We start from the raw sequence: 25,628 nt of genomic DNA on the forward strand, positions 1-25,628 counted from the left end.
CCGGGCAAACTCAAGCCGCAGCAGTCGCCCGGCGGCGCTGCCACCACTCGTTGAGAAACAATGAGCCGACGATAATGGCTCCGCCGATTGCCAGGCGCGGCAGGTCGGCCTCGCGGTTCCAGATTACCAGGTTGACCAGCAGTCCCGCGGGAATCAAGGCGTTGTTCATGATCGCCAGGGCACCGGCATCCACTCGGGTCGCCCCCAGGTTCCACAGGAAATAACCGATGCCGGAAGCCACCAGGCCCAGCCAGGCGAGCACGCCCCACTGCAGACTAGTGGTGGGCGTGGCAGAGGGATTACCCAGCAGGGCAAAGGCCGGCAATGCGACCATCAACGCGCCGAGATAGAACCAGGCGAAGACACTATGGCGCGGCAAGGATGGCGGCAGGGTCGCCGAGAGACGGCGATAACCCACCTGGCCGAGGGCGAAGCAGAGGTTTGCGCCCTGTACCACCAGGAATCCGAGCCAGAAACCGCTATCGAGGCCCTGGTAGCGGATCACCGCCGCCCCTAGTACGGCGAGGGCCGCCGTGAGCAAGTAGAAAGGCGTGAAACGACCGAACAGCGCATCGTCGAGCAGCGTGACATAGAGGGGCGTGAATATGGTGAAGAGCAGGACTTCCGGCACCGTCAGCAGCAGGAATGATTGGTAGAAGAAGATATACATCAAGCCAAGCTGCACCGCTCCCAGCGCCATCAGCGTCATGCGCTGCCGCCCCTGCAGGAGCGACGGCCGCAGGAAGGGCAGGAAAACCACCGACGCCAGTGCAACCCGCACCAGCACGGCGAAATAGCTGTCCACCTGGCCGGCCAAATAGACGCCGATCAGCGAGAACGAAAAGGCCCATAGTGCGGTAACGCCAATCAGATAACCCACGGTAAACTCCATACTGCGAGATAGTTGACAGCGATTATACGCACAACCCGTCCCGCTTCAATTCCCCTGTCGCCCTCTTTCCCCTCTGGCCGACCACCCTTTCCCCTGGCCGAGGCCACCCGAGCCTTTCATTACTCGCCGGTTGACGGCAGGACCGCCTCTTCGCCACGGCTGGCGGCAAAGTACTCTTCATAACGGGCCTCGGCCTGGTCACCGAACAGAATGGCGCATGCTTCTCTCAGCCCCGGCGAGTCACGTATCGCCACCTCATCCACGACGAGGGCGATCTTGGAGCGTCGACGCAGGAAATCCTCCAGCCGGGTGACCATTTCACGACGCTGAGCATGACGCAGTTCGCAGCGAAGGTATTCGGTCCCCTCTATCAACACCTCGGCCTGACGCGGATCCTCGCGGATCTCCTCGAGCATCTCTAGGGCATGGGTACCGTAGCGACGCCACAGGCGCGTCGACAATGGCTCGGAGGCCTCCGGTGCCGTCATGACGTCGAGCCCCATCAGGGCGGCCTGATGCATGAACTCATGACGGACCTCTTGCGGCGGCTCGCCATACCAGCGATGACCCGGGTGAGGTATTGACACGCCCATGTCGCGAACGGCATCGACCACCTCGTCACCGACATTGAGACAATCGGTGAGCTTGCCGCCGAAGATGCTCAGGTGAGCATCCTCGCCATTGATGTCGATGGCATGCTTACGCGACAGCTGGAGAAAATCGCGTTCACCGCCGCCGTTGGCCCGAACGGCCAGGGGACGAACACCGCAACGGGTGGAAATGATGTCGGCGGTGGTCAGTGGTCTTTCCAGGGTGAGCCGCTTGTTGATGTTGTCCAGGACGAAACGGATATCATCCTCGGTGACCCCGACTTCGGGCTTCTCGACCCGGGTGTCGGTGGTGCCGATACAGGTTCTCGGCCCCATCGGAATGACGAAGAAGAGACGACCATCATCGGCGAAGAAGGCCAGTACGCGCTGATTATCCGTCAGTCGCGGTACGATCAGGTGGATACCCTTGGAGTAGACATGGTGATAATCGGTCTGCTGTCCCGTCAGCGCGTTGTGCTTGTCTACCCAGGGTCCCGCCGCATTGATCAGGACGCGAGAGCGCACTTCCAGCGTTCCGCCGTCAATCACGTCGCGCAACTGGGTGACCCAAAGCCCGTTCTCACGCGTTCCACCCAGTGACTCGACGTAATTGACGGCCACACCACCGTAATTGAGCGCGCCGCGCACGAAATTGAAGACGAAGCGGGCATCGTTGTCATGGAGATAGGCATCCGAGTACTCGAAGCCACCCATGGCCTCTGCCACGTCAACGATTGCTTCACTCTGCTTGATCGCCGAGGGCGCAAGGAAACGTGGGATACGCGTAAAGCCGTTGCCAATCAGCCAATAGAGCCAGCTGCCGGCCCAGAGATAGCGGGGATGATAGCGAAAGCCCTTGGGAATGGTGGTCAGAAACCGAATTTCCTGCACCGTCGAGGGGTAGCTCTTTATCAGGTGATTACGACTCTTGCAAAGCTTGCGAACCAGGGCGAAATCACGGCTCTCCATGTACTTGATACCGCCCCAGACCAGGTTGGAAGAGTGCATGCTGGTGCTACCGGCGAAGTCGCCGCGCTCAACCAGCGCCACCCTGGCACCCTTCCCTGCCAAGGCCGCCGCGGCGGCTGCACCATTGATGCCACCGCCGACGATCAGGACGTCGAAGACCTCTCCCGTCAACTTGTCGATATTGCTGCTGCGCAGTTGCATGTGCGGACCTATCTGGATATTCGGACCTTTTCGAGAAAAAAACCCCGCTCGGCAAGCGCCGAACGGGGCAAAAGTTGACCCGGTCAGGCTACCGGAAACACGAACAGCGAGTGTCGGACTTGGGCGCGGCAAGCCGATTCCGGCTTGCCGCGCCGGTGAAAGTGGTCTCGGTCAGGCACCACTGCCCGACAGGACCCCTCAACGTGTACCGGCGGCCATCCACTCCTCCATCATCTGGTCATAGGGAACGGTGGTGCCCTGCGGCATCTCGTCATCGAGCTTGGCCTTGGGCGCGCCATCCTGCGACAGCCAGTACTCGGCGTCCTGCTCATCGTTGAGCGCCGGGGCATAGGCCTCGAAGACATTGGCACGAGCCAGGCGGGACATGATGTTGTCCATGGCACCGGCAAGGTTGTCGAGACCTTCCTGCGGCGTGATCTCACCACTGATGACCGGCGCGAGGTTCTGCCACCAGAGCGGTGCCATGCGCGGATAGTCAGGCACGTTGGTACCGGTCGGCGTCCAGTTGGACTCGTTGGGGCTGCGATAGAACTCCACCAGGCCACCCAGCTTCGGTGCCATCTCGGTCATCTTGTCGGAGAAGATGTCGGATTCACGGATTGGCGTGAGGCCGGCAATCAGCTTTTCCAGGGAGACGGTCTTGGCGGTAGTGAACTGGCCGAACAGCCAGGCAGCGGTACGGCGATCCTCCGGGGTGGAGTCGAAGAAGGTCCAGGACCCCACGTCCTGATAGCCCACCTTCATGCCCTCTTCCCAGTACGGCCCTACCGGCGACGGCGCCATGCGCCACTTGGGATTGCCTTCTTCATCGGTGACCGCGACGCTGGGATCGGTCATGTCGGCGGTGAAGGCCGTGTACCAGAATATCTGCTGGGCGATCTGACCCTGGGCAGGCACCGGGCCAGCCTCGCCGAAAGTCATGCCCTGCGCTTCGGGTGGCGCGTAGTCGCGGAGCCAGTCCACGGCCTTCTGCATGGCAAATACCGAGGCAGGCGCATTGGTACCACCGCCGCGGGTCACGCTGGCACCCACCGGGCGGCTCTCTTCATCGACACGGATACCCCAGTCGTCGACCGGATTGCCGAAAGGAACGCCCGGGCTGCCCATGCCGGCCATGGAGAGCCAGGAGTCATGGAAACGCCAGCCTAGTGACGGATCACGACGGCCGTAGTCCATGTGACCGTAGACCTGTACACCGTCGATCTCGCCTACGTGTTGGGTAAAGAACTCTGCAATGTTCTCGTAGGCCGTCCAGTTGGTCGGCACACCCAGGTCATACCCGTAGATATCGCGGAACTGCTCCTGCAGGTCCTCGCGCTGGAACCAGTCATAGCGGAACCAGTAGAGGTTGGCAAACTGCTGGGTCGGCAGCTGATAGATGCTGCCATCGGGACCGGTTGTGTACTGCAGCCCGATGAAGTCATCCAGATCCAGCGTCGGCAGAGTGTAATCGGCCCACTCGTTCTCCATCGCCTGGGACAGGTTGATGGTTGTGCCATAGCGGATATGGGTGCCGATGGCATCCGAGTCATTGACGTAGCCATCGTAGATGTTGCGCCCGGTTTGCATCTGGGTCTGCATGTTGTCCACCACATCACCCTCGCCGATGATGTTGTGCGTCACGCTGATGCCGGTAAGCTCCTCGAAGGCCGGCGCCAGCACGTCGCGCTCCCAGACGTGGGTGGTGAGGCCCTCGGCGACGGTATTGATCTCCATGCCACGGAACGGCTCGGCGGCCTGGGCAAACCACAGCAGCTCCTCTATCTGCTCTTCGCGGGAGAGCGTGGAGTTCTGGAAGTGTTCATCGACCAGGCGTTCGGCGATGGCCCGTGCATCGTGGGAGTCGGCGTGCAGCGCGGCGGACGCAAGCAGAATGCTGCCTGCGATTGCCGTTAGTTGGATCCTTTTGTTCTTCATGTTGACCTCGTTGTGCGTTTTTAGTCATCCGTGACACGTTTATCGTCCGTACTGCCTTGGTTCAGCCCCAGCGCATCAGCACCAGCAACCATAGGACGGAAGCCCCCAGGGCAAACCAAATCGTGATATCGGTGAAGCCGACGACTGCCAGATGAATATAGGCAGCGGAAAGCAGGCCTATGAAGAGCCGGTCACCGCGGGTGGTGGCGATCGGCAGGAAGCCACGCCGCTCCACCGTGGGCGAAACCAACTCCCAGGCTGTCATGCCGAGCAGTATCGCAGCGATGACGGAGAAGAAGATTGCCGTGGGTAACGTCCAGACCATCCATTCCATCGTGGTTTCCTCCTGTTCAGGTCCGGCCCAGGGCGAAGCCCTTGGCAATGTGATTACGCACGAAGTAGACCACCACGATACCCGGGAGGATGGTCAGCACACCGGCCGCTGCCAGGGTTCCCCAATCAATACCCGACGCCGTCGAGGTACGCGTCATGATCGAGGCAATCGGCTGAGCATTGGTGGCGGTCAGCGTGCGGGAGAGCAACAACTCGACCCACGAGAACATGAATAGAAAGAACAGTGTCACGCCAATGCCCGAGCGGATCATCGGGATAAAGATCGTGACGAAGAAGCGCGGGAAGCTGTAGCCGTCGATATAGGCCGTCTCGTCGACCTCCTTGGGCACGCTGCTCATGAAACCTTCAAGAATCCATATCGCCAGCGGGATGTTGAACAGGCAATGGGCCAGTGCCACGGCGATATGGGTATCGAACAGGCCCACCGAGTAGTAGAGCTGGAAATAGGGCAGCAGGAAAACCGCCGGGGGCGCCATCAGGTTGGTCAGCAGCCAGAAGAACAGATGCTTGTCGCCAATGAACTTGAAACGGCTAAAAGCGTAAGCGGCGGGCAGCGCCACCGAGATACTGATGAGCATGTTCATCAGCACGTAGGCTAACGAATTGACGTAGCCCATGTACCAGTTGGCATCGGTGAAGATGCCCACGTAGTTGCCCAGTGTGAAGTTCTGAGGCCAGAACGAGAAGCTGCCGAGTATCTCGCTGTTGGTCTGGAACGACAGGTTGAGCAGCCAGTAGATCGGCAGCATTACGAAGACGAGGTAGAGCCCGAGCAACGTGCGGCGACGCCAACGAATAGGGGCGGAGCGCGCCCGCTTGCGACGCTTGGCAGCGCTCTCGGCGGCCTGTTGGCGGACGGTTTCAGGCGTGGTCGGTACGGAGCGGGTCATGTCAAGCTCCTCCCTGATTGGCATTGTCTTTCTGCATATTCATGATGGCGGTATAGAAGACCCAGCAGACCAGCAGGATGATCAGGAAATAAATCAGGGAGAACGCCGCCGACGGGCCCAGGTCCTGCTGGCCGATGGCCATGGTGGTCAACGACTGGCTGAGGAAAGTGGTGGAGCTGCCCGGCCCACCGCCGGTGAGCACGAATGGCTCGGCATAGATCATGAAGGAGTGCATGAAGCGCAGCAGAATGCCGATGACCAGAACGTTAGTCAGCTTGGGGAGCTGAATGTAGCGGAACACCGCCCACTTCGATGCCCTGTCGATGCGCGCTGCCTGATAGTAGGCATCGGGAATCGAACGCAGGCCGCTGTAACAGAGCAGAGCGATGAGCGGCGTCCAGTGCCACACGTCCATAAGAATGATGGTGGCCCAGGCATCGGCGGGATTGCGAGTAATATTGTAGGCGTAGCCCAGTTGGCGAATGCCCACGCCCATCAGGCCGATGTCGCCGCGGGTGAAAAGCTGCCAGATACTGCCAACCACGTTCCAGGGAATCAGCAGGGGAAGGGTTATGAGGATCAACACGGCAGATGCCTGCCAGCCACGCTTTGGCATCAACAGGGCAATACCGATGCCGAGCGGCACCTGAATGGCCAGTATGGTAAAGGAAAAGGCAAACTGACGCAGGAGAGCGGCCTGCAGCGTCGGATTGTTCAGCATCGTCTCGAACCACTCGGTTCCGGTAAAGAAACGCGTATTGGCATCGAAGACGTCCTGGACCGAGTAATTGACTACGGTCATCAGGGGTATGATGGCGGAGAAAGCCACCAGCAGCAGCATAGGCAGGATGAGAAACCACGCCTTGTTATTGTATACCTTATTCATCACCTACCTCCACGCGATACTCGTCGACGTACAGGTTCAAATATGTATCCGGAAAGCGCACATGAGCCCGATCCCCTGACACGACTTGACCCTCATCGATACGCGCCTTCAGGTTCTGGCCAGCGAACTGGAAGGAGAGGATACGGTAGGTGCCGAAGTCCTGGGTGTTCTTCACTTCCACCATACAGGTATCGTCGGATGGTTTCGGTAAGACCTCGACAAACTCAGGACGTATACCGATTTTTAGATTACGAGAGCCTGCACGTCGCATGGCCATCTGGAAACGTTGGCTCAATGGAAGAGAGACACCATTGACCAGCACCCCTGTCTTCGTCAGCTCGACATCGAGGAAATTCATCCCCGGACTACCGATGAAATAGCCAACGAACGTATGTGCCGGCATTTCGAACAGTTCCCGAGGGGTACCGAATTGCACCACCTGTCCGTCATACATCACCGCTATCTTGTCGGCGAAGGTGGAGGCTTCTAGCTGATCGTGCGTCACATAAATCATGGTGATATTGAATTTTTCGTGGATCTCCTTGAGCTTGCGCCTGAGCTTCCACTTGAGCTGAGGATCGATGACCGTCAACGGCTCATCGAAGAGGATGGCGGAAACATCGTCACGTACCAGCCCGCGTCCCATTGACACTTTCTGCTTTTCATCCGCAGTCAGGTTCTTTGCCTTGCGCTTGAGCAGAGAGGTGAGATCGAGGATATCCGCCACTTCTCCGACGCGCTGCTTGACCTTTTCTGCCGGTGTCCCGATATTTCTCAGAGGAAACGCCAGGTTATCGAAAACCGTCATGGTGTCGTAAACCACCGGGAACTGGAAAACCTGAGCGATATTACGCTCCTCAGGAGGTAATTCGTTCATGACCTGGTCATCGAACAGCACCTGCCCCTCAGAGGGTGTCAGCAGGCCGGATATGATATTGAGCAGGGTGGATTTTCCACAGCCCGAAGGCCCAAGAAGCGCATAGGCCCCTCCCTGATGCCACACGTGATCCATTTCACGTATGGCATAGTCTTGCGGGCCGTCTGGACTGGTCGAATAGCTATGAGCCAGCGCCTTCAAAGTAATCTGAGCCATCTCACTGCACCCCTGGCCGTGCAGGAATGTGTACGACGCCACCACTCCTGTCGAAGGCATAGATCTTGTGTGTCGGAAAATAGACCTTGATCGTCTGGTCTACGTCGAACTCATGAATCCCCGCGAGATGAAGAACCAATTTGAACAAATCGTTTCTCACATGCAGGTAAGTTTCAGAGCCACTGATTTCCGCAATATCAACCTTTACCTCGAGCTCGAGGTCATCATCGGCCTGTGGTTGCAAGCCGATATGCGATGCCCTGACGCCGAAGTGATACTGACCTGGGGCCAGCGCGCCCAGATCCTGATTCAATGGAAAATGGATATTTCGGTCGAATGTCACCTCTGAACCCGACACCATCGCAGGCAAGATATTGATGGGTGGCTCGGAGAACATCTCGGCGGAAAGGATGTCCTTCGGTCGATGATAGACATCGTCGGTACGGCCATACTGCAACAACCTGCCTTCATGCAGCACCGCAGTATAGCCTCCCAATGCCAGCGCCTCGTTGGGTTCAGTCGTTGCATAGACGGCAATGCAGTTACGTGTCTTGAAAAGTTCCCGAAGCTCTTCGCGAAACTCTTCGCGCAACTTGTAGTCGAGGTTGACCAGCGGCTCGTCGAACAGGATCAGGTCGGCATCTTTGACCAAGGCTCGGCCCATGGCGGTGCGCTGCTGCTGGCCACCCGACAGCTCCTGGGGATAACGGTCCAGGAGATGCTCGATATGAAGCATCTCAGCGGTTTCATTAACCCTCCTGTTGATCTCCGCCTTGGGAACACGGGCCAGCTTCAATGGCGACGCAATATTGTCGAAGACAGTCAGGCTTGGATAGTTGATGAACTGCTGGTACACCATCGACACATTGCGCCGGCGCACCGACCTGCGGGTAACGTCCTCCCCGTTCATCAGTATTCGTCCTCGGGTCGGCGTATCCAGTCCGGCCATGATTCGCATCAGCGTCGTCTTGCCGGCCAGGGTTCTTCCCAGCAGGACATTGAATGAGCCGGGCGCCAGCTCCAGATTGACACCTTCGATGTGTGTGGCCCCATTGACCACATGATCGATGTTTTCCAAAATCAGTGACATGCTGAACTCGCTGTCAACGTTGTTATATCGAATGTGTTAGCCACCGCCCGTCAGCGCGATGACCGCCATGGATCTGACCTGCCGGGGCAGGCACACGGCTCAGGCCGGCATGGCCTCGCCGAGATCGCTCTTCACACGTCGTACGGCATTCTGCCAACCGTCGTAGAGCGACTCCCGCTCCGCAGAAGCCATGCTCGGTGTGAAGGTTCGCTCGCATTGCCAGAGCGCGACCAGCTCATCCAGTGAGCGGTACCACCCTACTCTCAGCGCGGCCAGATACGCCGCCCCCAGGGCTGTCGTCTCGAGGACCACCGGCCTGTCCACTTCCTGTCCGAGCATGTCGGCCAGGAACTGCATGAGCCAGCTGTTGCAAACCATGCCGCCATCGACCCTCAGCCGCCCCTGGCCCTGCGCCATGTCCTGCCCCATGCAGACATGCAGATCACGTGACTGGAAGCAGACCGACTGCAGGCCAGCCGCGACGATCTCGGCAATACCGGTATCCCGGGTCAAGCCGAAGATCGCACCTCGTGCCCGCGGATCCCAGTGCGGCGCCCCCAGACCGGTGAAAGCGGGTACCAGATAGACGCTGTGCCCCGCGCGAGTCTCGTGGGCGAGCCGCTCGGTCTCGGCGACATCCTTGAACAGCTGCAGGCCATCCCTGAGCCATTGCACGGTCGCACCGGCCACGAAAATACTCCCCTCGATGGCATAGGTAGGCCGACCGTTGAGTCGATAGGCAAGCGTGGTCAATAAACGATTATTTGAAACGACCGCCTTCTCACCGGTATTGAGCATCATGAAGCAGCCGGTGCCATAGGTGCTCTTGGCCATACCCGGCTCGAAACAAGCCTGTCCGACCAGCGCGGCATGCTGGTCGCCTGCCACACCGGCTATGGGTACTTCACTGCCGAGAAGCGCTGCCTCCGCCAGACCGAAATCATCGCTGGAGTCCTTGACTTCGGGCAGCAGTGCGGCGGGGATGTTGAATAGTTCGAGCAGCCTTTCGTCCCAGGCCTGCGTGTGGATATTGAAAAGCAAGGTGCGCGATGCATTGGTCGCATCGGTGAGGTGTTGCTTGCCACCGGTCAGTCGCCAGATCAGGAAGGTGTCGATGGTGCCGAAGGCCAGCTCACCGCGCTCGGCACACTCGCGGGCCCCGGGGACTTCATCGAGTATCCAGGCCAGCTTAGTGGCAGAAAAATAGGGGTCGATCAGGAGACCGGTACGCGCCTGAACGTCCTCGGCATAGCCGGCATCATTCAGCTTTTCGCACTGCTGGACGGTGCGCCGATCCTGCCAGACGATGACCGGATGAATCGGCGTGCCGGTGGCACGATCCCAGACCAGCGTGGACTCACGCTGATTGGTGATTCCGATACCGGCCAGGTCGGTGGCCCGAACATTTCCTTTTCTCAGCACGTCGCGACAAATGAAAAGCACCGACTCCCAAATCGACTGCGGGTCATGCTCGACCCAGCCATCCGCAGGAAATGATTGGACTAGCTCTTGCTGAGACATGGCGACAGGGCGAAATTCACGGTCGAAGAGGATCGCTCTGGAACTGGTGGTACCCTGATCGATGGATAGAAGATAGGAAGCCATGCACTTCGCCCTGGTTATTGTTATGGGTAGATCCGGCGGAATCGATCACGTCTGGCCCACGCCAAATGTTCGTTTTCAATCATTCCAGCCAAATAATGTTCGTTTTCGATAGCGAGCCTAGCTTATGACCCCATCATGGGCAACGCTGGCGGCCGCTTTATGCCTTATACCTTCGTCTATGAATGAAGATAACCAAGCTGAGAAAGCCAACAACTCGTTGTTTTTACTGAAAAGCAGGCAGGGAGGAAAAATTCGTTTCGGGAGAAACCTTTCGCTTACGAACATTATGGCAAGAAAGGCGCGCATTGCGGCTCGATGCGCGAACGACAGGCGGGAAAAACGAGGTCCAGGCTCAACCCAAGACGCGCTTGAGCCAGGTAAAAGCGTGAATGACACCCGGCACCCAGCCCAGCAGGGTCAACAGCAGGCTAACCGCCACACGTCGCTGACCGCCATGAGAGAGTCCCACCGCCAGCGGCGGCATCAATACCGCCAGCACCTTCAAGGAAATGCTAAGCGCCGTGGAATACACCCAGGGCGCGCCCTGCAATTGAGGCGCGTCCCCGGGGTGTAAGTTGTCGGTATCAGTGGGAGTAAAATGCTGGACTGCATCACGCGTAACCCGCTCCGATGCATGATGGTGCGAATCACGGTCGATCTTCTGCTCGATGCTCTCGGCACCCTCAGCCAAGTCATCGTGATAGCGTTCCCAGTCCTCCCAGTCATGAGGAGTGCCCGCATGCGGCTGATGTTCGCCGGCAGCACGCGCTCGCTCCCATGCCTTCTCTTCCAGCGTATTGGGCCGCTCTTCCTCTCGACCCTGGCCAATGCCTTTCCTGGCCAGATATTCCCGGGCATCCATCACAGTCTCCTCTGATAAGGCGGCTCATCAGCAGGGCAAGCCGACCTCGAAGGTAGCGTACAGGATTGGAGTCATGACATGGGCGCGATGTTCCAGGACAGGATCGCAGCAGCGTTGGAAAAAGTGTTTATGCCGACTGGCCAGACCAGGGCCCCTCTCGGCTATGATGGTTACATGACCTGCCAAGTGCCACCGGCCAAGGAGATGCCCCATGCCCACAAAGGCTCCCACTATCGTTCGCGATATCATGTCCCGCGACTGCTATCGGGTCACCGCCAACACCTCCGTGACAACCCTTGCCGAAGGCTTGGCCCTGCATCGGCTGCCGGGTGTTCCCGTGGTCGACAAGAGTGACCACTTGATCGGCTTCATATCCGAACAGGATGTCATGGGAAAGGTTCTCCAGAGCGCCTACCTCAACGACGAGCCGCCGCTGGTCAGGGATCTGATGCGTAACGAGGTCTTGTCGGTTTCACCCAACAAGAGCATCACCGACCTTGCCCAGGAGATGCTGGGAAACAAGCCCAAGGTCTATCCGGTAGTCGAGCAGGAGAGGCTGGTCGGCATCGTCACTCGTCGCGACGTCCTCACGGCCATTGTGCGCATGCGACACAAATAGGTCAGGGCTGCCCTCCTATCCATACCCTATTCATCCTGACACTGCGCCCGGCGATCGCCGGGCGCAGTCTCGAAGCCCCCCGGCCCCTTTGGCCAGCAGGCGCTAGGGCACAGGAACGTAGGCGCAAAAGAAAGCCGCCACATGCGGACATGGGCGGCAAGATCGAAACTGCGAGCCAGAGCAACAGTGTTAGCGACTGCCATCGCGCTGTTGTCTGTACTAGATCAGACAGCGCAATCGACAAAAGTTCTCGCTCGGCGAAAGATTTTTCTTGCCAACCGCTTTCACTATCCTTAGCCCGGCTACGATGGGGAGCGGCCTCCCCTCGATTGAAGTTCTTCTGAGCGGTAAAACAAGCACTTAGCGAAGCAGAAACGGTAAAAGCGCGTGACGGCTTGCGCCACATAAGGCATTGAGTTTACTATCGAATCCGGACAGCGGGTGTAGCTCAATGGTAGAGCAGAAGCTTCCCAAGCTTAAGACGAGGGTTCGATTCCCTTCACCCGCTCCAACACCTCGTAATGCCTATGTCCTGGCTCAAGCGCGGTCCGCACCCTATCCAGACCCAGATGCCAAGGCCATAGGACCAGCAGCTTCATCCAGTTGCCGCGGCGCTTGGCGAACAGGTAGGCACAGCGCGGCCTGGAAGAGCCGAACGCCTTCACCACCTTGGCCAGCGCCGTATCAGGTCCACGCGCTAAGGCGTGTTCACCGACAGGATACCTTCAACCGTATGCTGCCCCTTGCCGGTCAGGCTTACCGCCGTCGCGATACGAGTATGTCCATTCGTGACTGACTAATTTCCATCTCCTGAATGGGGTTCAGCCACAGTAGCAGGAGAATGCTGGCCGATATCTAATCCGAAGCCAGCAGACTGCTGGTAGTCGCGCTCCTGTATCAGGTCATTTAGTAACAAAACATTTCCAACCAAGTTTTTTGAAAGCTGAAGTTGAAGAGTCTCACCTTCGACAAATAAACGAAAGTCTGTGACTGGCAGGTTCGGGCGGGAATGGTTAAACACTACCGCCAAGCGAAGCAAGCGTGCAAGACGAGCGTAGCATTGCATAACCGAGCTCGGCAGTAATTTAAACTCTTTAAGAGGGTATTTACGCCGATGAGCCCGCACAAGAAAAGCCAGGCCCTGCTGCTCGGTATGTGAGAAGCCTGAAAGGTCTGAGTATTCAATCAGGTAGGCACCATGCCGTTGGAATTGACTATGCGAAACAGCCAACCCGAGCTCATGTAGACGCGCTGCCCAGGTCAAGTAATGGCGATGCTCTTCGGTGAGCTGCCAGGCATCGCGCACCTGGTCGAAGGCGACCATGGCACTTGCTGCAACGTTATCAGCTTGGCGCATATCAATACTATAGCGTCGGCATAAAATTTCGAGAGTCAGAAGACGAGAATCTTCGGCGGTATTGCGCCCAACCAGATCATAGAGCACGCCTTCACGCAAGGCGCCATCCGAGCAGCTGAGATGAGTCAAATCAAAAGCTTCGAAAATTGCACAAAGTATCGCCAGCCCACCAGTGAAAACACTGGCACGATCGGCCTTCAGCCCTTCCATAGCCACTTTATCGACACGCTTATATTTAATTATTTTTTTGCGCAGCGCATACAATGAATCACGATATATCATTCCACTAGGGGAACCTTCTGTGGCGGCAAGTACCGCAGCCACAGTTCGAATGGTACCGCTAGTTCCGACCGGATCAGACCAGCCCAGATACAGGTATTGCTGGCGGATATTCTCCAGCTCGGAAAGTGCTGAAATTTCAGCCTGCCGAAAGCGCTTCTCATCGATCCGCCCATCCGAAAAAAAACGTTTTGTATACGTTACGCAGCCCATTTCCAAGCTTTCTAATGCCAAGGGCTTAAAATCTTCACCAACAATGAATTCGGTGGAACCGCCCCCTATATCTACGATTAGCCGCTTACCATGCACGTCAGCCAAAGCGTGGGCCGCACCCAAGTAGATCAGTCGAGCTTCTTCACGCCCGGATAAAACTTCAATATTATGACCAAGCAGACTTTCTCCCTGCTGGATCAGCGTTTGGCTGTTATCTGCGGAACGCACGGTATTAGTACCAACAATACGCATTTGCTCAGGTGGGATGCCTTCGACAAACGGCGCAAATTGTGCCAGGCAAGACAGCGCACGCTGAATACTTTCTTCACTTAACGTATTATCACAACCCAGCCCGGCAGCCAACTGAACTTTTTCGCTTACTTTAGCCACAACTTGCAACTTATCCTCTTGATAATTAGCCACCAACAAATGAAAACTATTGGACCCTAAATCAATAGCCGCCAAACGATGCGGCTGGTTCAGCTCAAGATTTGGCTTGTTCTTCCACTGTGTCTGTACGCGCATAAAAAATTCTACTGGTATGTTTGTTTAGTCCCGACTCGACAGCAACGCCAAATTAACCGAGGCTCACAGGATCCACCTAACGCAACGCTGTCCATCAAGCTTTTGCCGAATAGGCAAAAAGTAGCGTTTCCTGCGCGCTGATAGCCGGCACGCCTTCTTCAGGAACAAGCTTTGTGTAGTTGCCTTCTACCGTCAGAATCCAAGCTTGACAGTTATCCACCAAGTAGGTCTCCAAATCCTTACGAACGCGCTGGATCAGCTTCTTATCAAGAAGCGGAAAACAGGTTTCCACTCGATGAAACATGTTGCGCTCCATAAAATCGGCACTGGAAGCCCAGACTTCAGGTTTACTGTCATTTAGAAAGTAGAAGACCCGCGTATGCTCAAGGAAACGCCCCACAACTGAGCGAACATGAATATTCTCCGAGACACCTGGTAGCCCAGGGCGCAGGCAACACATACCACGTATGATCAGATCACAGCGTACACCCGCCTGTGAAGCACGGTAGAGTGCACGTATCAATTTTGGCTCAGTCAGGGAGTTGCACTTGATGATAATTTGCGCCTTTTTGCCCTTTTCGGCAAATTTGGCCTCCCGATCAATCATCTCCACAAGTCGGGAATGCAGGACGAATGGTGCATGGAGAAGGGTCTCAATCTTTCTTTGCTTCCCCATACCAGAAAGTTGCTGGAAAACGAGATAAACATCTTCACACAGTTTCTCGTTGGCGGTAAGAAGGCTATAGTCGGTATAAAGCCTGGCTGTCTTTGAATGATAATTTCCGGTACCCAGGTGGGCATAGTAACGCAGACCCCCTTTCTCGCGTCGCACGATATGCAACATCTTGGCATGCGTCTTGTACGCCATCACGCCATATATCACGATAGCGCCCGCTTCCTGCAAGCGTGCTGCGAAGGCCAAGTTGTCCGCCTCATCGAAACGGGCACGCAGCTCGATTACTACTGTCACTTCCTTGCCGTTCCGCGCCGCGTCAACTAGGGCGCTTACGATCGGAGAGTTAGTACCGGTGCGATACAAGGTCTGTTTGATGGCCAACACGCTGGGATCGCAAGCCGCTTCTCGTAGCAAGTATTCAACCGGAGCGAATGACTGGAAGGGGTGATGGAGCAGTATATCTTCCTGCCGCATCAGGTCGAACAGGCTTTCCTGGCTATTGTTCAAGGCCTTGGGCAGGCCTGGGGTGAACGGCCGAAAGAACAGATCTGGTCTTTCAGCATCACCAAGGATTGACATCAACCGGCTCAGGTTTACCGGCCCATCAACCAGATAGAGATCCCTAGGCTCAAGATTAAATTGGCGTAATAGAAAATCAGTGAGGTGGGAAGGACAATTATTTACAATCTCCAGACGTACACCATCACCATATCGACGTGCTAGCAATTCACCTTTTAATGCGGAGGCAAGATCGGAAATTTCTCCGTTATCGATTGTTAAATCGGCATTGCGTGTCAGGCGAAATTGATAGCACCCCATGATTTTCATGCCAGGGAATAGTTCTTCAGCATGGGCATGTATCATCGAAGAGAGAAAAATGAACTCGTCGCATCCCGGACGTCGGAGGCCTTCCGGAAGTCGGATTAGGCGAGGCAGAGAGCGAGGTGCAGGGAGGATGGCAAGTCCTCCTTCACGCCCAAAGGCATCCTTGCCCTCCAGTTCAACAATAAAATTCAAGCTTTTATTGACTAGGCGCGGAAAGGGATGTGATGGATCAAGTCCAATCGGGCTTATGACCGGCGTGATCTCTTCTTTAAAATAGTCGCTCACCCATTCTTTCTGTTCTTTGGTCCAGTCAGCACGGCGGAGAAAGTAAATGTTCTGCTGGGCCAACTCGGGTATCAGGGTATCATTCAGGATCCGATACTGTCGATTGACCTGCTCATGGGCGATACGGGAAATATCTTCCATCAGCTCCGAGGAACGCATCCCATCGATTCCCACCTCATCGAACTGCAAGGCTATAAGACGCTTCAGCCCAGCAATACGAATCTCAAAAAATTCATCAAGATTGGAGGAAAAAATCAACAGAAACATTAGCCGATTGAGCAGCGGATGCGAGGGATCCAGCGCCTGCTCAAGCACACGAATGTGAAATTTCAGTGTTGATATTTCACGATTGAAATAGAGACTCGCGTCTTCCAGGTTCGCTGATGAAGAAGATGTAACAGGTCTCGCACGCACCCCGGTGCGCGTATGATTGACCCTTAAATGGGACTCATCGCTGATGAGCTCAGCATGGTGAAAATCCTGGCGGTTATCTTGCTCAATAGTACTATCCTGGCCATGCAATTCTGACATTACAAACTCCTGTATCGCCAGGGGGCTTTTTTCTCCCTTTTATCTGAATAGCCGACGCCACTTGGTGGATCCGACATTGCCACGCAACGCTCGTACTGTATTTCTTCAGACGGGCATGGCTAGCACATCCGCTAGTATGCAGCGCTTATGTGACAGTAAGATTTCAACTTCTCCCCCTATCTGTCGGCGCAGCTGTCACCTAAAGGAAAAATCCCGAATGATAAAATTGAGTGATAAACGCGTTACACCCGGAACCTGGAGATGCCACCCTCAAGGAGATGACACCGCTCATGAGCCTGACCAGGGCCGAGCAGCGGCAACGCTGGGATCGACTCCTCGACAAGCCAGTTTAGTTATCCGTACTTGAGAAATACCGCACTGCGGGCGACTAAGTCGAGATTGAAAGCATCGAGCTGCCCACGTATTATAAGAATGATTTGATGGCCACGTGAAAGGCTATATCAGCGATTACAGATCGCCTCTTCGATCACGCAACCCATTGATTCAAGAGAAACATGAAGGGTTAGACCGATAGCCTTCACCCGCTAAAGATCTCCTGCCAATCGTCACCCGGCGGCACTTGGGCCCACGGATCACCCCTGCTGCGGCCCTGACGTCTCCCGACGCGAGTACCCGCATGGCACTTTTCCTTCTCATCTTCGCCGTCTGTACGCTGATCATCGGCGGGATGGTGCTGATTCTGCTGTTTTCACGCACCCCACGCTATCGCACCGAGTCCGAGCACCTGCTCGAACTCTTCGACAAGGCGCTGGAAAACCGCCTCAGCCAGCACGAGTGGGATACGATCATCAACTACCCCATACGCCATGACGAGTACCTGGATGGGGTAAGACGCCGGGCGTATCGACTGATGGAAGCGCATGGGCGGGCTTGGCGCATCCCGCAGGGTAAACCGCTTCTCGACAGCACCGGTCAGGAGGAGTTGGCCGCTCTGCGCGATCACCTGTCTGCCCATACCCGACTCAGACAACGACAGCGTGACCAAGGCGAAGGCTGACGGCTTTTCGAGTATAGTATGCTTTGAAAAGATGCCAGTCAGGCCGGGAGGTTCCCATGCCCAGCGCCATTCGCCAGATTCCACTCGACACCGCCACCCAGCACCACGCTCACGACTTCCACCAGATCGTGATCGGCCTGCAGGGCAAGGCCGAATTCGAGATCGAAGGGCTCGGCGGCGCCATCTCCGCCCTCTCCGGCTGCATCGTTCCGGCCAACCATGTGCACTACTATGTCGGCCAGGGTGAGAATCGCCAGTTGATCCTCGACCTGCCGACCGATGCACCATCATTAACCGGCTATCATCATGAACTCTCGCGCCTCTTCGATGCCCCTCGTTTCTTCGCCCTCGACGACCCCCTGAAGCGCTATCTCGACTTCCTGCTTCACGAGCTGGCAATCACCCAGGCGAGCCTGAGTGCGCCCGCTCAGAGCGACCGCCTGGCGGCTACCCTGCTCGGCTGCCTGCATGCCCGTCTGGGTGGTGACGCGATACAGCCCCCCGCCGGACGCCGGCTGGACCTGCAAAAGCTGGACCTCTATATCGACCAGAATCTCGCCCGCTCGCTGACCGTTGGCGCCCTGGCAAAGCAAGCCTGCCTGAGCGAAGCGCATTTTCGCAGCTGCTTTCGTGACCAGACCGGCCTGTCACCCTGGCGGTACGTTCGCCGCCGCCGTCTGGAAGCGGCCCGGCGACTGCTGGAAGAGAGTCGCTTGCCACTGTCGGAGATCGCCGCAAGCACCGGCTTCGCGCATCAAAGTGCGCTCTCCCATGCCTTTCGCAGCACCTTCGGCTGCCCTCCCAGCCAGCTACGGCGGGCAAGCAGCGAGCGTGGCAATACCCCCCTGATCGCCCAGCCACAACCTACGACTTAAGTCGAAAGATCGCTTCTGGAACGACGATTAGCCACGAAATCGACAAACAAAACCGGGAAATTGACAAGCGCCCTCTCCCCTGCCCCCCTACAGTCAAAGGTATCCAACGGCACCAGGCAAGTTTGCCTGGTGAAGCCGTGGATTTGCCGTTTCAACGCGGATGACACCCCGGGGACCTCTCATGCTCAATGCCAATAACATGCTGGACGCTGCCACCTGGCAGCAGGAACTCGACACCCTGTTCGCACGGATCAGTGAACACTATGCGGTCGATGAAGACGCCTTCGTCCACGAACTCGTTCAAGTGCTGAGTGCCGATACCGATGACTTCCGGCGTATTGCTGGCAAGACCGCCGAGCTCGTGCGCGAAGTGCGCGAGATGGACACCGCGGTGGATACCATCGATGAGCTGTTGCAGCAGTACAGCCTCGATACCCATGAGGGCCTGATGCTGATGTGTCTTGCCGAGGCCATGCTACGCATTCCCGACAAGGCCACCGCCGATGCGTTGATCGAGGACAAGCTGGGCCCCGCCGACTGGCAGGCACATATGGGACAGAGCGAATCCTGGCTGGTCAACGCCTCCACCTGGGGACTACTGATGACCGGTCGCGTTGTCTCCCTCGACAAGCCGCGGGAAGGCAAGCCATCGAGTTTCATCAACAAGCTGGTCAACCGCATGGGCGAGCCGGTCATCCGACGCGCCATGGTCGAAGCCATGAAGATCATGGGCAAGCAGTTCGTGCTCGGTCGTGATATCGATGAGGCACTGAAGCGCTCCAAGCCGCTGTTCAACAAGGGGTATACCTACTCTTACGACATGCTCGGCGAAGCGGCACGTACCCGGGCCGACGCCAAGCGCTACTTCGACGATTATGCCCGTGCCATCGAGCGTGTCGGCAAGACCAGCCAGGCGCTTCCCGCCACCACCCCCTCCCCTTCGGTCTCCATCAAACTCTCGGCCCTGCATCCACGCTATGAATTCGGCCGTCGCGACCAGGTCCTGGTCGAGCTCGTGGGTACCGTGCGAGAGCTTGCCGCCATGGCCCGAGAACGGGACGTGGCCCTGACCATCGACGCCGAGGAGGTGGATCGCCTGGAGATCTCGCTGGAGGTCTTTCGTGCCATCTACGAAAGCGACACCTGCAAGGGCTGGGGACATTTCGGCCTTGTGGTACAGGCCTACTCCAAGCGAGCCCTGCCGGTACTGCACTACCTGAACCGCCTGGCCGAGCGCCAGGGCGACGAGATCCCGCTGCGCCTGGTCAAGGGCGCCTACTGGGACAGCGAGATAAAGGAATCCCAGCAACTGGGGGTCGAGGGCTATCCGGTCTTTACTCGCAAGGCGAGCACCGATGTGGCCTACCTGGTCTGTGCACGCTTCCTGCTCTCGGACCAGACCCGCGGACGCATCTTCCCGCAGTTCGCCACCCATAACGCCCATACCATCAGCACCATTCTCGAGCTGTCGAACGAGGCGAAGCGCTCGTTCGAGTTCCAGCGTCTGCATGGCATGGGTGAGGCGCTCTACGACGCCGCCCTCAAGCGTGCACCGAAAGGCACCTACTGCCGCGTCTATGCCCCGGTGGGTGCCCACAAGGACCTGCTTCCCTACCTGGTGAGGCGACTGCTCGAGAACGGTGCCAACTCCTCGTTCGTGCATCAACTGGTCGACCCCAAGGTGCCGGTGGAATCTCTGTGCGTGCACCCGGTGGAGAGCCTTCGCCAGTACGACAGTCATGCAAACCCTCGCATCCCGCTGCCCAAGGACATTTACGGCGACAGACGTCGCAACTCGAAAGGGGTGAACCTCAACGTGCACAGCCATTACCAACCCCTGATGGACGCGATGGCCGGCTTCATGGACAAGACCTACGATGCAGCCCCGCTCCTTGCCTTCGAGGTGCCGAGGGACCCCGCCAATACTCATGAGATCAATAGCCCTTATGACCGCAATCGGCGAGTCGGCAGCATTCAGTGGACCAGCAGGGAGCAGGCGTCGCGGGCGGTAGACGCCGCCTGGGCGGCCTTTCCTCGCTGGGACGCCACGCCCGTGGCTGAACGGGCCGCGATCATCCGGCGGCTGGGCGATCTGATGGAGGAGAACCTGGCCGAGCTGATGACGCTCTGCTCACGCGAGGGTGGCAAACTGCTCACCGACGGTGTCGACGAGATCCGTGAAGCCGTGGACTTCTGCCACTACTACGCCATGCGAGCGGCAGAGCTGTTCGAGGCGCCGACCGTGCTGCCGGGCCCCACCGGTGAATCCAACGAACTGATGCTCAGCGGCAAGGGTGTCTTCGCCGCGATCAGCCCCTGGAACTTTCCGGTAGCGATCTTCTGCGGCCAGGTCGTTGCCGCGGCGGTAGCGGGCAACACCGTACTGGCCAAGCCCGCTGAGCAGACCTCCATCGTCGCTCACCGCGTGATCGAGCTGCTCTACCAGGCTGGCATGCCTCGCGACGTGGTGCAGCTGCTGCCCGGCGACGGCCCCACCGTGGGCAGCGTGCTAAGCGCTGACACACGCATCACCGGCGTGGTCTTTACCGGCGGCACCGATACCGCCCAGATTATCAATCGCGCCCTGGCGGCGCGGGAAAATGCTCCCCTGCCGACCCTGATCGCCGAGACCGGCGGCATGAATGCGCTAATCGTCGACTCCACCGCCCTCCCCGAGCAGGTCGTGGCCGACGTGATCCAGTCGGCATTCCAGAGCGCCGGCCAGCGCTGCTCCGCACTGCGGGTGCTCTACCTGCAGGATGATGTTGCCGACCGAGTGATCGAGATACTCAAGGGTGCCATGGACGAACTGCATGTCGGCGACCCCCGGGACCTGGGCACCGACGTGGGTCCGGTGATCGACGAGGATGCCCGCAAGGGACTCATGGCTCATATCGACAGGCTCAAGGGCGAGGGACGGTTACTGGCAGAGACCCGGCTGGACCCGGCGTTCACCGCGCTTGGCACCTTCGTGCCGCCGGTGGCCTTCCGCATCGATGGTATCGATGCCCTGGAGCGAGAACAGTTCGGTCCGGTGCTGCATATCGTGCGCTACAAGGCCAACGAGATCGACCAGGTCATCGACTCCATCAACCGCCGAGGATATGGACTGACATTTGGCGTGCATAGCCGCAATGAATCCTTTGCCGCCGCCATTGCGGAGAAAATTCGGGTTGGCAATGTGTACATCAACCGCAATATCATCGGCGCCGTCGTAGGGGTACAACCTTTCGGTGGCCAGGGCCTTTCCGGCACCGGACCCAAGGCGGGAGGACCCCACTACCTGCTGCGTTTCGCCACGGAAAAGACCGTGACCGTCAATACCGCCGCGCTGGGCGGCAACGCGTCACTGCTCGCGCTGGGAGACGAGTGATTCCCCCACTCGTCGCCACGACAACAACACTGAAGGACCCTTCACATGGTTGACAACAACATGGCCATCGGCTTTACCTTTCTGGCGTACCTGATACTGATGCTCGGCATCGGTATCGTCGCCTACAGGCGCACTACGAACCTCTCCGACTACATCCTCGGCGGCCGCTCGCTCGGCCCATGGACCTCGGCGATCTCGGCCGGCGCCTCGGACATGTCGGGCTGGCTGCTGCTCGGCCTGCCGGGGGCGGCCTATGTCAGCGGCATTTCGGCGAGCTGGATCGCCGTTGGCCTGTTGATCGGCACCTGGCTCAACTGGCTGCTCGTGGCACGCCGACTGCGCCTCTACAGCTTCAAGGTCAGCGACGCCCTGACCCTGCCGGAGTACTTCGCCAACCGCTTCCAGGACAAGACGCAGCTGTTGAGGGTGATCTCGGCCATCTTCATCCTGATGTTCTTCCTCTTCTATACCAGCTCCGGTCTGGTGGCCGGTGGCCGGCTGTTCGAGACGGTGTTCGGTTATGATTACACTGTCGCCGTGACCATCGGCACCATTGCGATCATCTCCTATACCTTCTTCGGCGGCTTCCTGGCGGTATCCTGGACCGACCTGATCCAGGGTCTGATGATGGCAGCGGCGCTGGCCATCGTTCCGGTCATCGCCTTCAGCGACCTGGGCGGTACCAGCGGCGCTGGCGCCGCACTGGCGGCCGAGAGCGAGCACATGCTCGCCTGGTTCCGCGATGCCTCCACCGGCGAGGCACTGACCACCATCGGTATCATCAGCTCGCTGGCCTGGGGCCTGGGTTACTTCGGCCAGCCCCACATCCTGGCTCGCTTCGCCGCGATTCGCAGCGCCCGCGACATTCCTGCCGCCCGCCGCATCGCCGTCTCCTGGACCGCCATCGCGCTGGTCAGTTCCATTGCTGTGGGCCTCCTCGGGGTGGGTTTCGTGCAGCGCGACCTGGCCGATGGCGAGACGGTCTTCATGGTGATGGTCAACATCATCTTCCATCCGGTGATCGCCGGCATCCTGCTGGCCGCCATCCTGGCCGCCATCATGTCCACCGCCGATTCGCAGCTGCTGGTCTCCTCCTCGGCCCTGACCGACGACTTCTACAAGGCGATCTTCCGCAAGGATGCCAGCCAGACAGAGCTGGTCTGGGTCGGTCGCTTTGCTGTCATCGGTATCGCCGTGCTCGCCTACCTGCTGGCACTCAACCCCGATGCCACCGTGCTCGATCTGGTGGCCTACGCCTGGGCCGGCTTCGGTGCCGCCTTCGGCCCGGCGCTGATCATGTCGCTCTACTGGCGGCGCATGAACAAGTGGGGTGCGCTCGCCGGCATCGTGGTGGGTGGCGTGACAGTAGTGGTATGGGCCGAGATCTCCGGCGGCATCTTCGATCTCTACGAGATCGTGCCGGGTGTGATCCTGGCCTATGTCGCCATCATGGTGGCAAGCCTTGCCACCGAAGAGCCCGACCTGCGGGTCACCGCCGATTTCGATACCTTCGAAGAAGCCTGACAGCACACGCCGATGGCACCCTGTCTGCCATTAGCGCAACAAGCCGCCTTCGGGCGGCTTGTTGCGCTTTCATCCCCACCGTTTCATGCCAACCACAGGCCACGGACCACCACGATCAGCGTGAACGCCCCCAGGGCCGCCAGGTTCCAGGGCGGCGTAGTGGCGCGCCTCTGCCAGTGGCGACGCAGCGTCAGTCCCATCGGCTGCATGAAGGCCGCTCCCAGCGCCCAGAAACCCAGGCCAATCGCTGGGAGGCGCAGCGGCATGGGCAGACCGCTGATCAACTCGGGGTGCAGCAATAGCGAGAGGGCCAAGCCTGCCGCCAACAGCATGGCGCCCATCGCCAACCAGACCGGTCGCTCGTTCGTCATACTCTTCATTACCTGCTCCTTCCGATCGACTATAGACAAGGCTTAGCCCCTCGCGCTCCTCCACGCCAATATTGCGCCACAGCAATAGTTATACACACTAGTGCCCTTGACCGTTCCATCTCAGGAGGAAAAGAGGCGCTTAATTTAGAGAAATGTCGCTATTCATCCTGCCTATCGTGCTCATAACAAAATTAAACAAGACTTTTAGAAACGGTGTTTCTATACTAGGGGCAGTTCAATAGGCCGGACTCTTCCGGCCAGCGTCGACCAGGAGAACGCACTGATGAAAACGACTCGCTTGATTCCCGTGGCTGTCATTGCCGCCAGTTGCGCCTTCGTCAGCCAGGCGGCCCTGGCCTACAGCGCCGGAGACACCTTCGTACGCGGTGGCTTCGCCAAGTCCGATACCCGCTCTGACAGTGGCAACATCGGTGATGCCGACCTGGGCATCAGCAGCGGTGAGACCGGCTTCACCTTTGGCGCAGGCTACCTGTTCCACGACCAGATCGGCATCGAGCTCAACAGCTCCGAAAAGATCGAGCACAGCCTCAGCGCCGACGGTGCCGATGCCGGGACCATCGATCGCATGCCGGTCAACCTGCTGGTGAACTACTACCCGCTGGGTGGATTTGATTCCCGCGTGCAGCCCTATGTCGGCGCCGGTCTCAACTACACTCGCTTCTCCGGCGAGCCCGATGGGATCGACGCACGTCGCTCCTATGGCGCCGTCGGCCAGGTGGGTATCGACCTGGCGGTCACCGACAACTTCATGCTCAACGGCTTCGCCAACTATGCCGACGTCGATTCTCGCCTGTCGCAAGGTGGCGAACGGGTGGGCACCGCCAAGGTCGACCCCATGACCATCGGCGGCGGCGTAACCTTCCGCTTCTAAAGCCGAACGAGACGATAGCAGGACGACGCCGGGCATGCGCCCGGCGTTTTGCATCATGGGCACGTGTATGAAGGTCATGCGTATAAGTAATATTTGAAATACACTTTTAGTTGTCGGTAACAACTATTGTCATGGGTCAATAATTCATTCCCAGCCACTGACTAGACTGACTTCGTTCATGGCAGCCCGAGGCTGCCTCTTTGCAACGACAGGAGTCGACTCATGCGCAAGCACCCACTTCCCATCCTGCTGACCGCCGGCCTGGCCGCCACTACCTTCATTGCCAGCAGCCAGGCACTCGCCTACAGCGAAGGCGATTTCATCACCCGCGTGGGCGTTGCCCATGTCGACCCCAAGAGCAACAACGGCAGCCTGGCGGGCGACACAATCGATGTCGACGTGCGCAGCGACACCAACCTCGGCTTCACCCTGGGCTACCTGCTCCACGACAATTTTGGCGTCGAGCTGTTGGCGGCGCTTCCGTTCAAGCATGATATCCGGCTTGATGGCGCCGACGTTGCCTCTACCAAGCACCTGCCCCCGACCCTGACCGTGCAGTACTACCCGCTGGGCGGCACCGGATCTCAAATCCAGCCCTATGCCGGCATTGGCCTCAACTACACCACTTTCTTCAGTGAGAAAATCGATGGCTCGGCAGAACTCGACCTGAGCAGTTCCTGGGGTGCCGCGGGACAGCTGGGCGTCGACGTACGCCTGGACGACAACTGGGGCTTGAACGCCGCCGCCTGGTATATCGATATCGATACCGACGCCAGCCTGAATGGGACTGACATCGGCAAGGTGAGCATCGACCCCTGGGGCTTCATGGCTGGCATCAGCTATCGCTTCTGATTAGTGCCATGCCAACCCTGATACAGCGAGGCCCGCCAGTCAG

At 58.2% G+C, this 25,628-nt stretch carries 20 protein-coding genes and 1 tRNA gene; 8 read left to right on the plus strand and 13 right to left on the minus strand.

Annotation, left to right across the window (positions count from 1 at the left end):
• Nucleotides 1-10: 10 nt before the first annotated feature.
• The 10 genes from DU505_RS04945 to DU505_RS04990 all read right to left on the minus strand — a co-directional run bounded on the left by DU505_RS04945 (nucleotide 11) and on the right by DU505_RS04990 (nucleotide 11,370).
• Nucleotides 11-880, minus strand: a complete 870-nt coding sequence (locus DU505_RS04945) for a carboxylate/amino acid/amine transporter (RefSeq protein WP_114477864.1) — start codon at nucleotides 878-880, stop codon at nucleotides 11-13.
• A gap of 131 nt (nucleotides 881-1,011) precedes the next feature.
• Nucleotides 1,012-2,652, minus strand: coding sequence for a glycerol-3-phosphate dehydrogenase/oxidase (locus tag DU505_RS04950; protein ID WP_114477865.1), 1,641 nt, complete (start codon nucleotides 2,650-2,652; stop codon nucleotides 1,012-1,014).
• A gap of 198 nt (nucleotides 2,653-2,850) precedes the next feature.
• Nucleotides 2,851-4,590 carry an ABC transporter substrate-binding protein gene (locus DU505_RS04955; protein WP_114477866.1) on the minus strand — a complete coding sequence of 580 codons (1,740 nt, stop codon included), beginning with the start codon at nucleotides 4,588-4,590 and terminating at the stop codon, nucleotides 2,851-2,853.
• 61 nt (nucleotides 4,591-4,651) lie between these two features.
• A complete protein-coding gene (locus DU505_RS04960; RefSeq protein ID WP_114477867.1) occupies nucleotides 4,652-4,924 on the minus strand; it encodes a DUF2160 domain-containing protein in 273 nt (90 codons plus the stop codon).
• Between the two features lie 16 nt (nucleotides 4,925-4,940).
• Nucleotides 4,941-5,834: a carbohydrate ABC transporter permease gene (locus tag DU505_RS04965; protein WP_114477868.1), complete on the minus strand. Its 894-nt coding sequence runs from the start codon at nucleotides 5,832-5,834 to the stop codon at nucleotides 4,941-4,943.
• Between the two features lies 1 nt (nucleotide 5,835).
• Nucleotides 5,836-6,720, minus strand: coding sequence for a carbohydrate ABC transporter permease (locus tag DU505_RS04970; protein WP_181872729.1), 885 nt, complete (start codon nucleotides 6,718-6,720; stop codon nucleotides 5,836-5,838).
• Nucleotides 6,713-7,813, minus strand: coding sequence for an ABC transporter ATP-binding protein (locus DU505_RS04975; protein ID WP_114477972.1), 1,101 nt, complete (start codon nucleotides 7,811-7,813; stop codon nucleotides 6,713-6,715). Before DU505_RS04975 ends, DU505_RS04970 begins: the two co-directional genes overlap by 8 nt.
• 1 nt (nucleotide 7,814) lies before the next feature.
• On the minus strand, nucleotides 7,815-8,903 hold the full coding sequence (locus tag DU505_RS04980) for an ABC transporter ATP-binding protein (RefSeq protein ID WP_114477870.1): 1,089 nt from the start codon (nucleotides 8,901-8,903) through the stop codon (nucleotides 7,815-7,817).
• Between the two features lie 99 nt (nucleotides 8,904-9,002).
• Nucleotides 9,003-10,508: a glycerol kinase GlpK gene (gene glpK / locus DU505_RS04985; protein ID WP_114477871.1), complete on the minus strand. Its 1,506-nt coding sequence runs from the start codon at nucleotides 10,506-10,508 to the stop codon at nucleotides 9,003-9,005.
• A 352-nt stretch (nucleotides 10,509-10,860) separates the two neighbouring features.
• Nucleotides 10,861-11,370 carry a YqaE/Pmp3 family membrane protein gene (locus DU505_RS04990; RefSeq protein ID WP_114477872.1) on the minus strand — a complete coding sequence of 170 codons (510 nt, stop codon included), beginning with the start codon at nucleotides 11,368-11,370 and terminating at the stop codon, nucleotides 10,861-10,863.
• A 211-nt stretch (nucleotides 11,371-11,581) separates the two neighbouring features.
• On the opposite strand from DU505_RS04990, the gene DU505_RS04995 reads away from it, so the two are divergent.
• Nucleotides 11,582-11,989 (plus strand): CBS domain-containing protein, encoded by a 408-nt coding sequence (locus DU505_RS04995; protein ID WP_114477873.1) that lies wholly within the window; start codon nucleotides 11,582-11,584, stop codon nucleotides 11,987-11,989.
• A gap of 437 nt (nucleotides 11,990-12,426) precedes the next feature.
• Nucleotides 12,427-12,500: transfer RNA gene (locus DU505_RS05000), tRNA-Gly, on the plus strand.
• A 285-nt stretch (nucleotides 12,501-12,785) separates the two neighbouring features.
• Here the strand turns inward: DU505_RS05000 and DU505_RS05010 are convergent.
• Both DU505_RS05010 and ppk1 read right to left on the minus strand, forming a co-directional pair.
• Nucleotides 12,786-14,363, minus strand: coding sequence for a Ppx/GppA phosphatase family protein (locus tag DU505_RS05010; protein ID WP_114477875.1), 1,578 nt, complete (start codon nucleotides 14,361-14,363; stop codon nucleotides 12,786-12,788).
• 94 nt (nucleotides 14,364-14,457) lie between these two features.
• Entirely contained in the window at nucleotides 14,458-16,680 is a 2,223-nt protein-coding gene (gene ppk1 / locus DU505_RS05015) for a polyphosphate kinase 1 (protein ID WP_114477876.1), read from the minus strand.
• A gap of 637 nt (nucleotides 16,681-17,317) precedes the next feature.
• Here ppk1 and DU505_RS05020 point away from each other — a divergent pair.
• The 4 genes from DU505_RS05020 (at nucleotide 17,318) to putP (ending at nucleotide 23,470) form a co-directional block, all read left to right on the plus strand.
• Nucleotides 17,318-17,698 carry a hypothetical protein gene (locus DU505_RS05020; RefSeq protein WP_114477877.1) on the plus strand — a complete coding sequence of 127 codons (381 nt, stop codon included), beginning with the start codon at nucleotides 17,318-17,320 and terminating at the stop codon, nucleotides 17,696-17,698.
• Nucleotides 17,699-17,754: 56 nt separating this feature from the next.
• The gene (locus DU505_RS05025) at nucleotides 17,755-18,573 is read left to right on the plus strand and encodes a helix-turn-helix domain-containing protein (RefSeq protein ID WP_114477878.1); all 819 of its coding nucleotides are present in this window, start codon (nucleotides 17,755-17,757) and stop codon (nucleotides 18,571-18,573) included.
• A 181-nt stretch (nucleotides 18,574-18,754) separates the two neighbouring features.
• Nucleotides 18,755-21,946, plus strand: a complete 3,192-nt coding sequence (putA, locus tag DU505_RS05030) for a bifunctional proline dehydrogenase/L-glutamate gamma-semialdehyde dehydrogenase PutA (protein WP_114477879.1) — start codon at nucleotides 18,755-18,757, stop codon at nucleotides 21,944-21,946.
• Between the two features lie 45 nt (nucleotides 21,947-21,991).
• Complete coding sequence (putP, locus tag DU505_RS05035) at nucleotides 21,992-23,470, plus strand: sodium/proline symporter PutP (protein WP_114477880.1); 1,479 nt, start codon at nucleotides 21,992-21,994, stop codon at nucleotides 23,468-23,470.
• Nucleotides 23,471-23,553: 83 nt separating this feature from the next.
• On the opposite strand, the gene DU505_RS05040 is transcribed toward putP, so the two are convergent.
• On the minus strand, nucleotides 23,554-23,850 hold the full coding sequence (locus DU505_RS05040) for a hypothetical protein (RefSeq protein ID WP_114477881.1): 297 nt from the start codon (nucleotides 23,848-23,850) through the stop codon (nucleotides 23,554-23,556).
• Nucleotides 23,851-24,124: 274 nt separating this feature from the next.
• Between DU505_RS05040 and DU505_RS05045 the strand changes: the two genes are divergently transcribed.
• Both DU505_RS05045 and DU505_RS05050 read left to right on the plus strand, forming a co-directional pair.
• Nucleotides 24,125-24,733 (plus strand): OmpW/AlkL family protein, encoded by a 609-nt coding sequence (locus DU505_RS05045; RefSeq protein WP_114477882.1) that lies wholly within the window; start codon nucleotides 24,125-24,127, stop codon nucleotides 24,731-24,733.
• 222 nt (nucleotides 24,734-24,955) lie between these two features.
• Nucleotides 24,956-25,585 carry an OmpW/AlkL family protein gene (locus DU505_RS05050; RefSeq protein WP_114477883.1) on the plus strand — a complete coding sequence of 210 codons (630 nt, stop codon included), beginning with the start codon at nucleotides 24,956-24,958 and terminating at the stop codon, nucleotides 25,583-25,585.
• Nucleotides 25,586-25,628 lie beyond the last annotated feature (43 nt).

The organism is Billgrantia montanilacus (genome assembly GCF_003336675.1).
GTDB lineage: Bacteria > Pseudomonadota > Gammaproteobacteria > Pseudomonadales > Halomonadaceae > Halomonas > Halomonas montanilacus.

Coding starts and splice junctions, on each gene's coding strand:
- DU505_RS04950 (WP_114477865.1), bottom strand. CDS start 2,652: ATGCAACTGCGCAGCAGCAATATCGACAAGTTGACGGGAGAGGTCTTC.
- DU505_RS04955 (WP_114477866.1), bottom strand. CDS start 4,590: ATGAAGAACAAAAGGATCCAACTAACGGCAATCGCAGGCAGCATTCTG.
- DU505_RS04960 (WP_114477867.1), bottom strand. CDS start 4,924: ATGGAATGGATGGTCTGGACGTTACCCACGGCAATCTTCTTCTCCGTC.
- DU505_RS04965 (WP_114477868.1), bottom strand. CDS start 5,834: ATGACCCGCTCCGTACCGACCACGCCTGAAACCGTCCGCCAACAGGCC.
- DU505_RS04970 (WP_181872729.1), bottom strand. CDS start 6,720: ATGAATAAGGTATACAATAACAAGGCGTGGTTTCTCATCCTGCCTATG.
- DU505_RS04975 (WP_114477972.1), bottom strand. CDS start 7,813: ATGGCTCAGATTACTTTGAAGGCGCTGGCTCATAGCTATTCGACCAGT.
- DU505_RS04980 (WP_114477870.1), bottom strand. CDS start 8,903: ATGTCACTGATTTTGGAAAACATCGATCATGTGGTCAATGGGGCCACA.
- glpK (WP_114477871.1), bottom strand. CDS start 10,508: ATGGCTTCCTATCTTCTATCCATCGATCAGGGTACCACCAGTTCCAGA.
- DU505_RS04990 (WP_114477872.1), bottom strand. CDS start 11,370: ATGGATGCCCGGGAATATCTGGCCAGGAAAGGCATTGGCCAGGGTCGA.
- DU505_RS04995 (WP_114477873.1), top strand. CDS start 11,582: ATGCCCACAAAGGCTCCCACTATCGTTCGCGATATCATGTCCCGCGAC.
- DU505_RS05010 (WP_114477875.1), bottom strand. CDS start 14,363: ATGCGCGTACAGACACAGTGGAAGAACAAGCCAAATCTTGAGCTGAAC.
- ppk1 (WP_114477876.1), bottom strand. CDS start 16,680: ATGTCAGAATTGCATGGCCAGGATAGTACTATTGAGCAAGATAACCGC.
- DU505_RS05020 (WP_114477877.1), top strand. CDS start 17,318: ATGGCACTTTTCCTTCTCATCTTCGCCGTCTGTACGCTGATCATCGGC.
- DU505_RS05025 (WP_114477878.1), top strand. CDS start 17,755: ATGCCCAGCGCCATTCGCCAGATTCCACTCGACACCGCCACCCAGCAC.
- putA (WP_114477879.1), top strand. CDS start 18,755: ATGCTCAATGCCAATAACATGCTGGACGCTGCCACCTGGCAGCAGGAA.
- putP (WP_114477880.1), top strand. CDS start 21,992: ATGGTTGACAACAACATGGCCATCGGCTTTACCTTTCTGGCGTACCTG.
- DU505_RS05040 (WP_114477881.1), bottom strand. CDS start 23,850: ATGAAGAGTATGACGAACGAGCGACCGGTCTGGTTGGCGATGGGCGCC.
- DU505_RS05045 (WP_114477882.1), top strand. CDS start 24,125: ATGAAAACGACTCGCTTGATTCCCGTGGCTGTCATTGCCGCCAGTTGC.
- DU505_RS05050 (WP_114477883.1), top strand. CDS start 24,956: ATGCGCAAGCACCCACTTCCCATCCTGCTGACCGCCGGCCTGGCCGCC.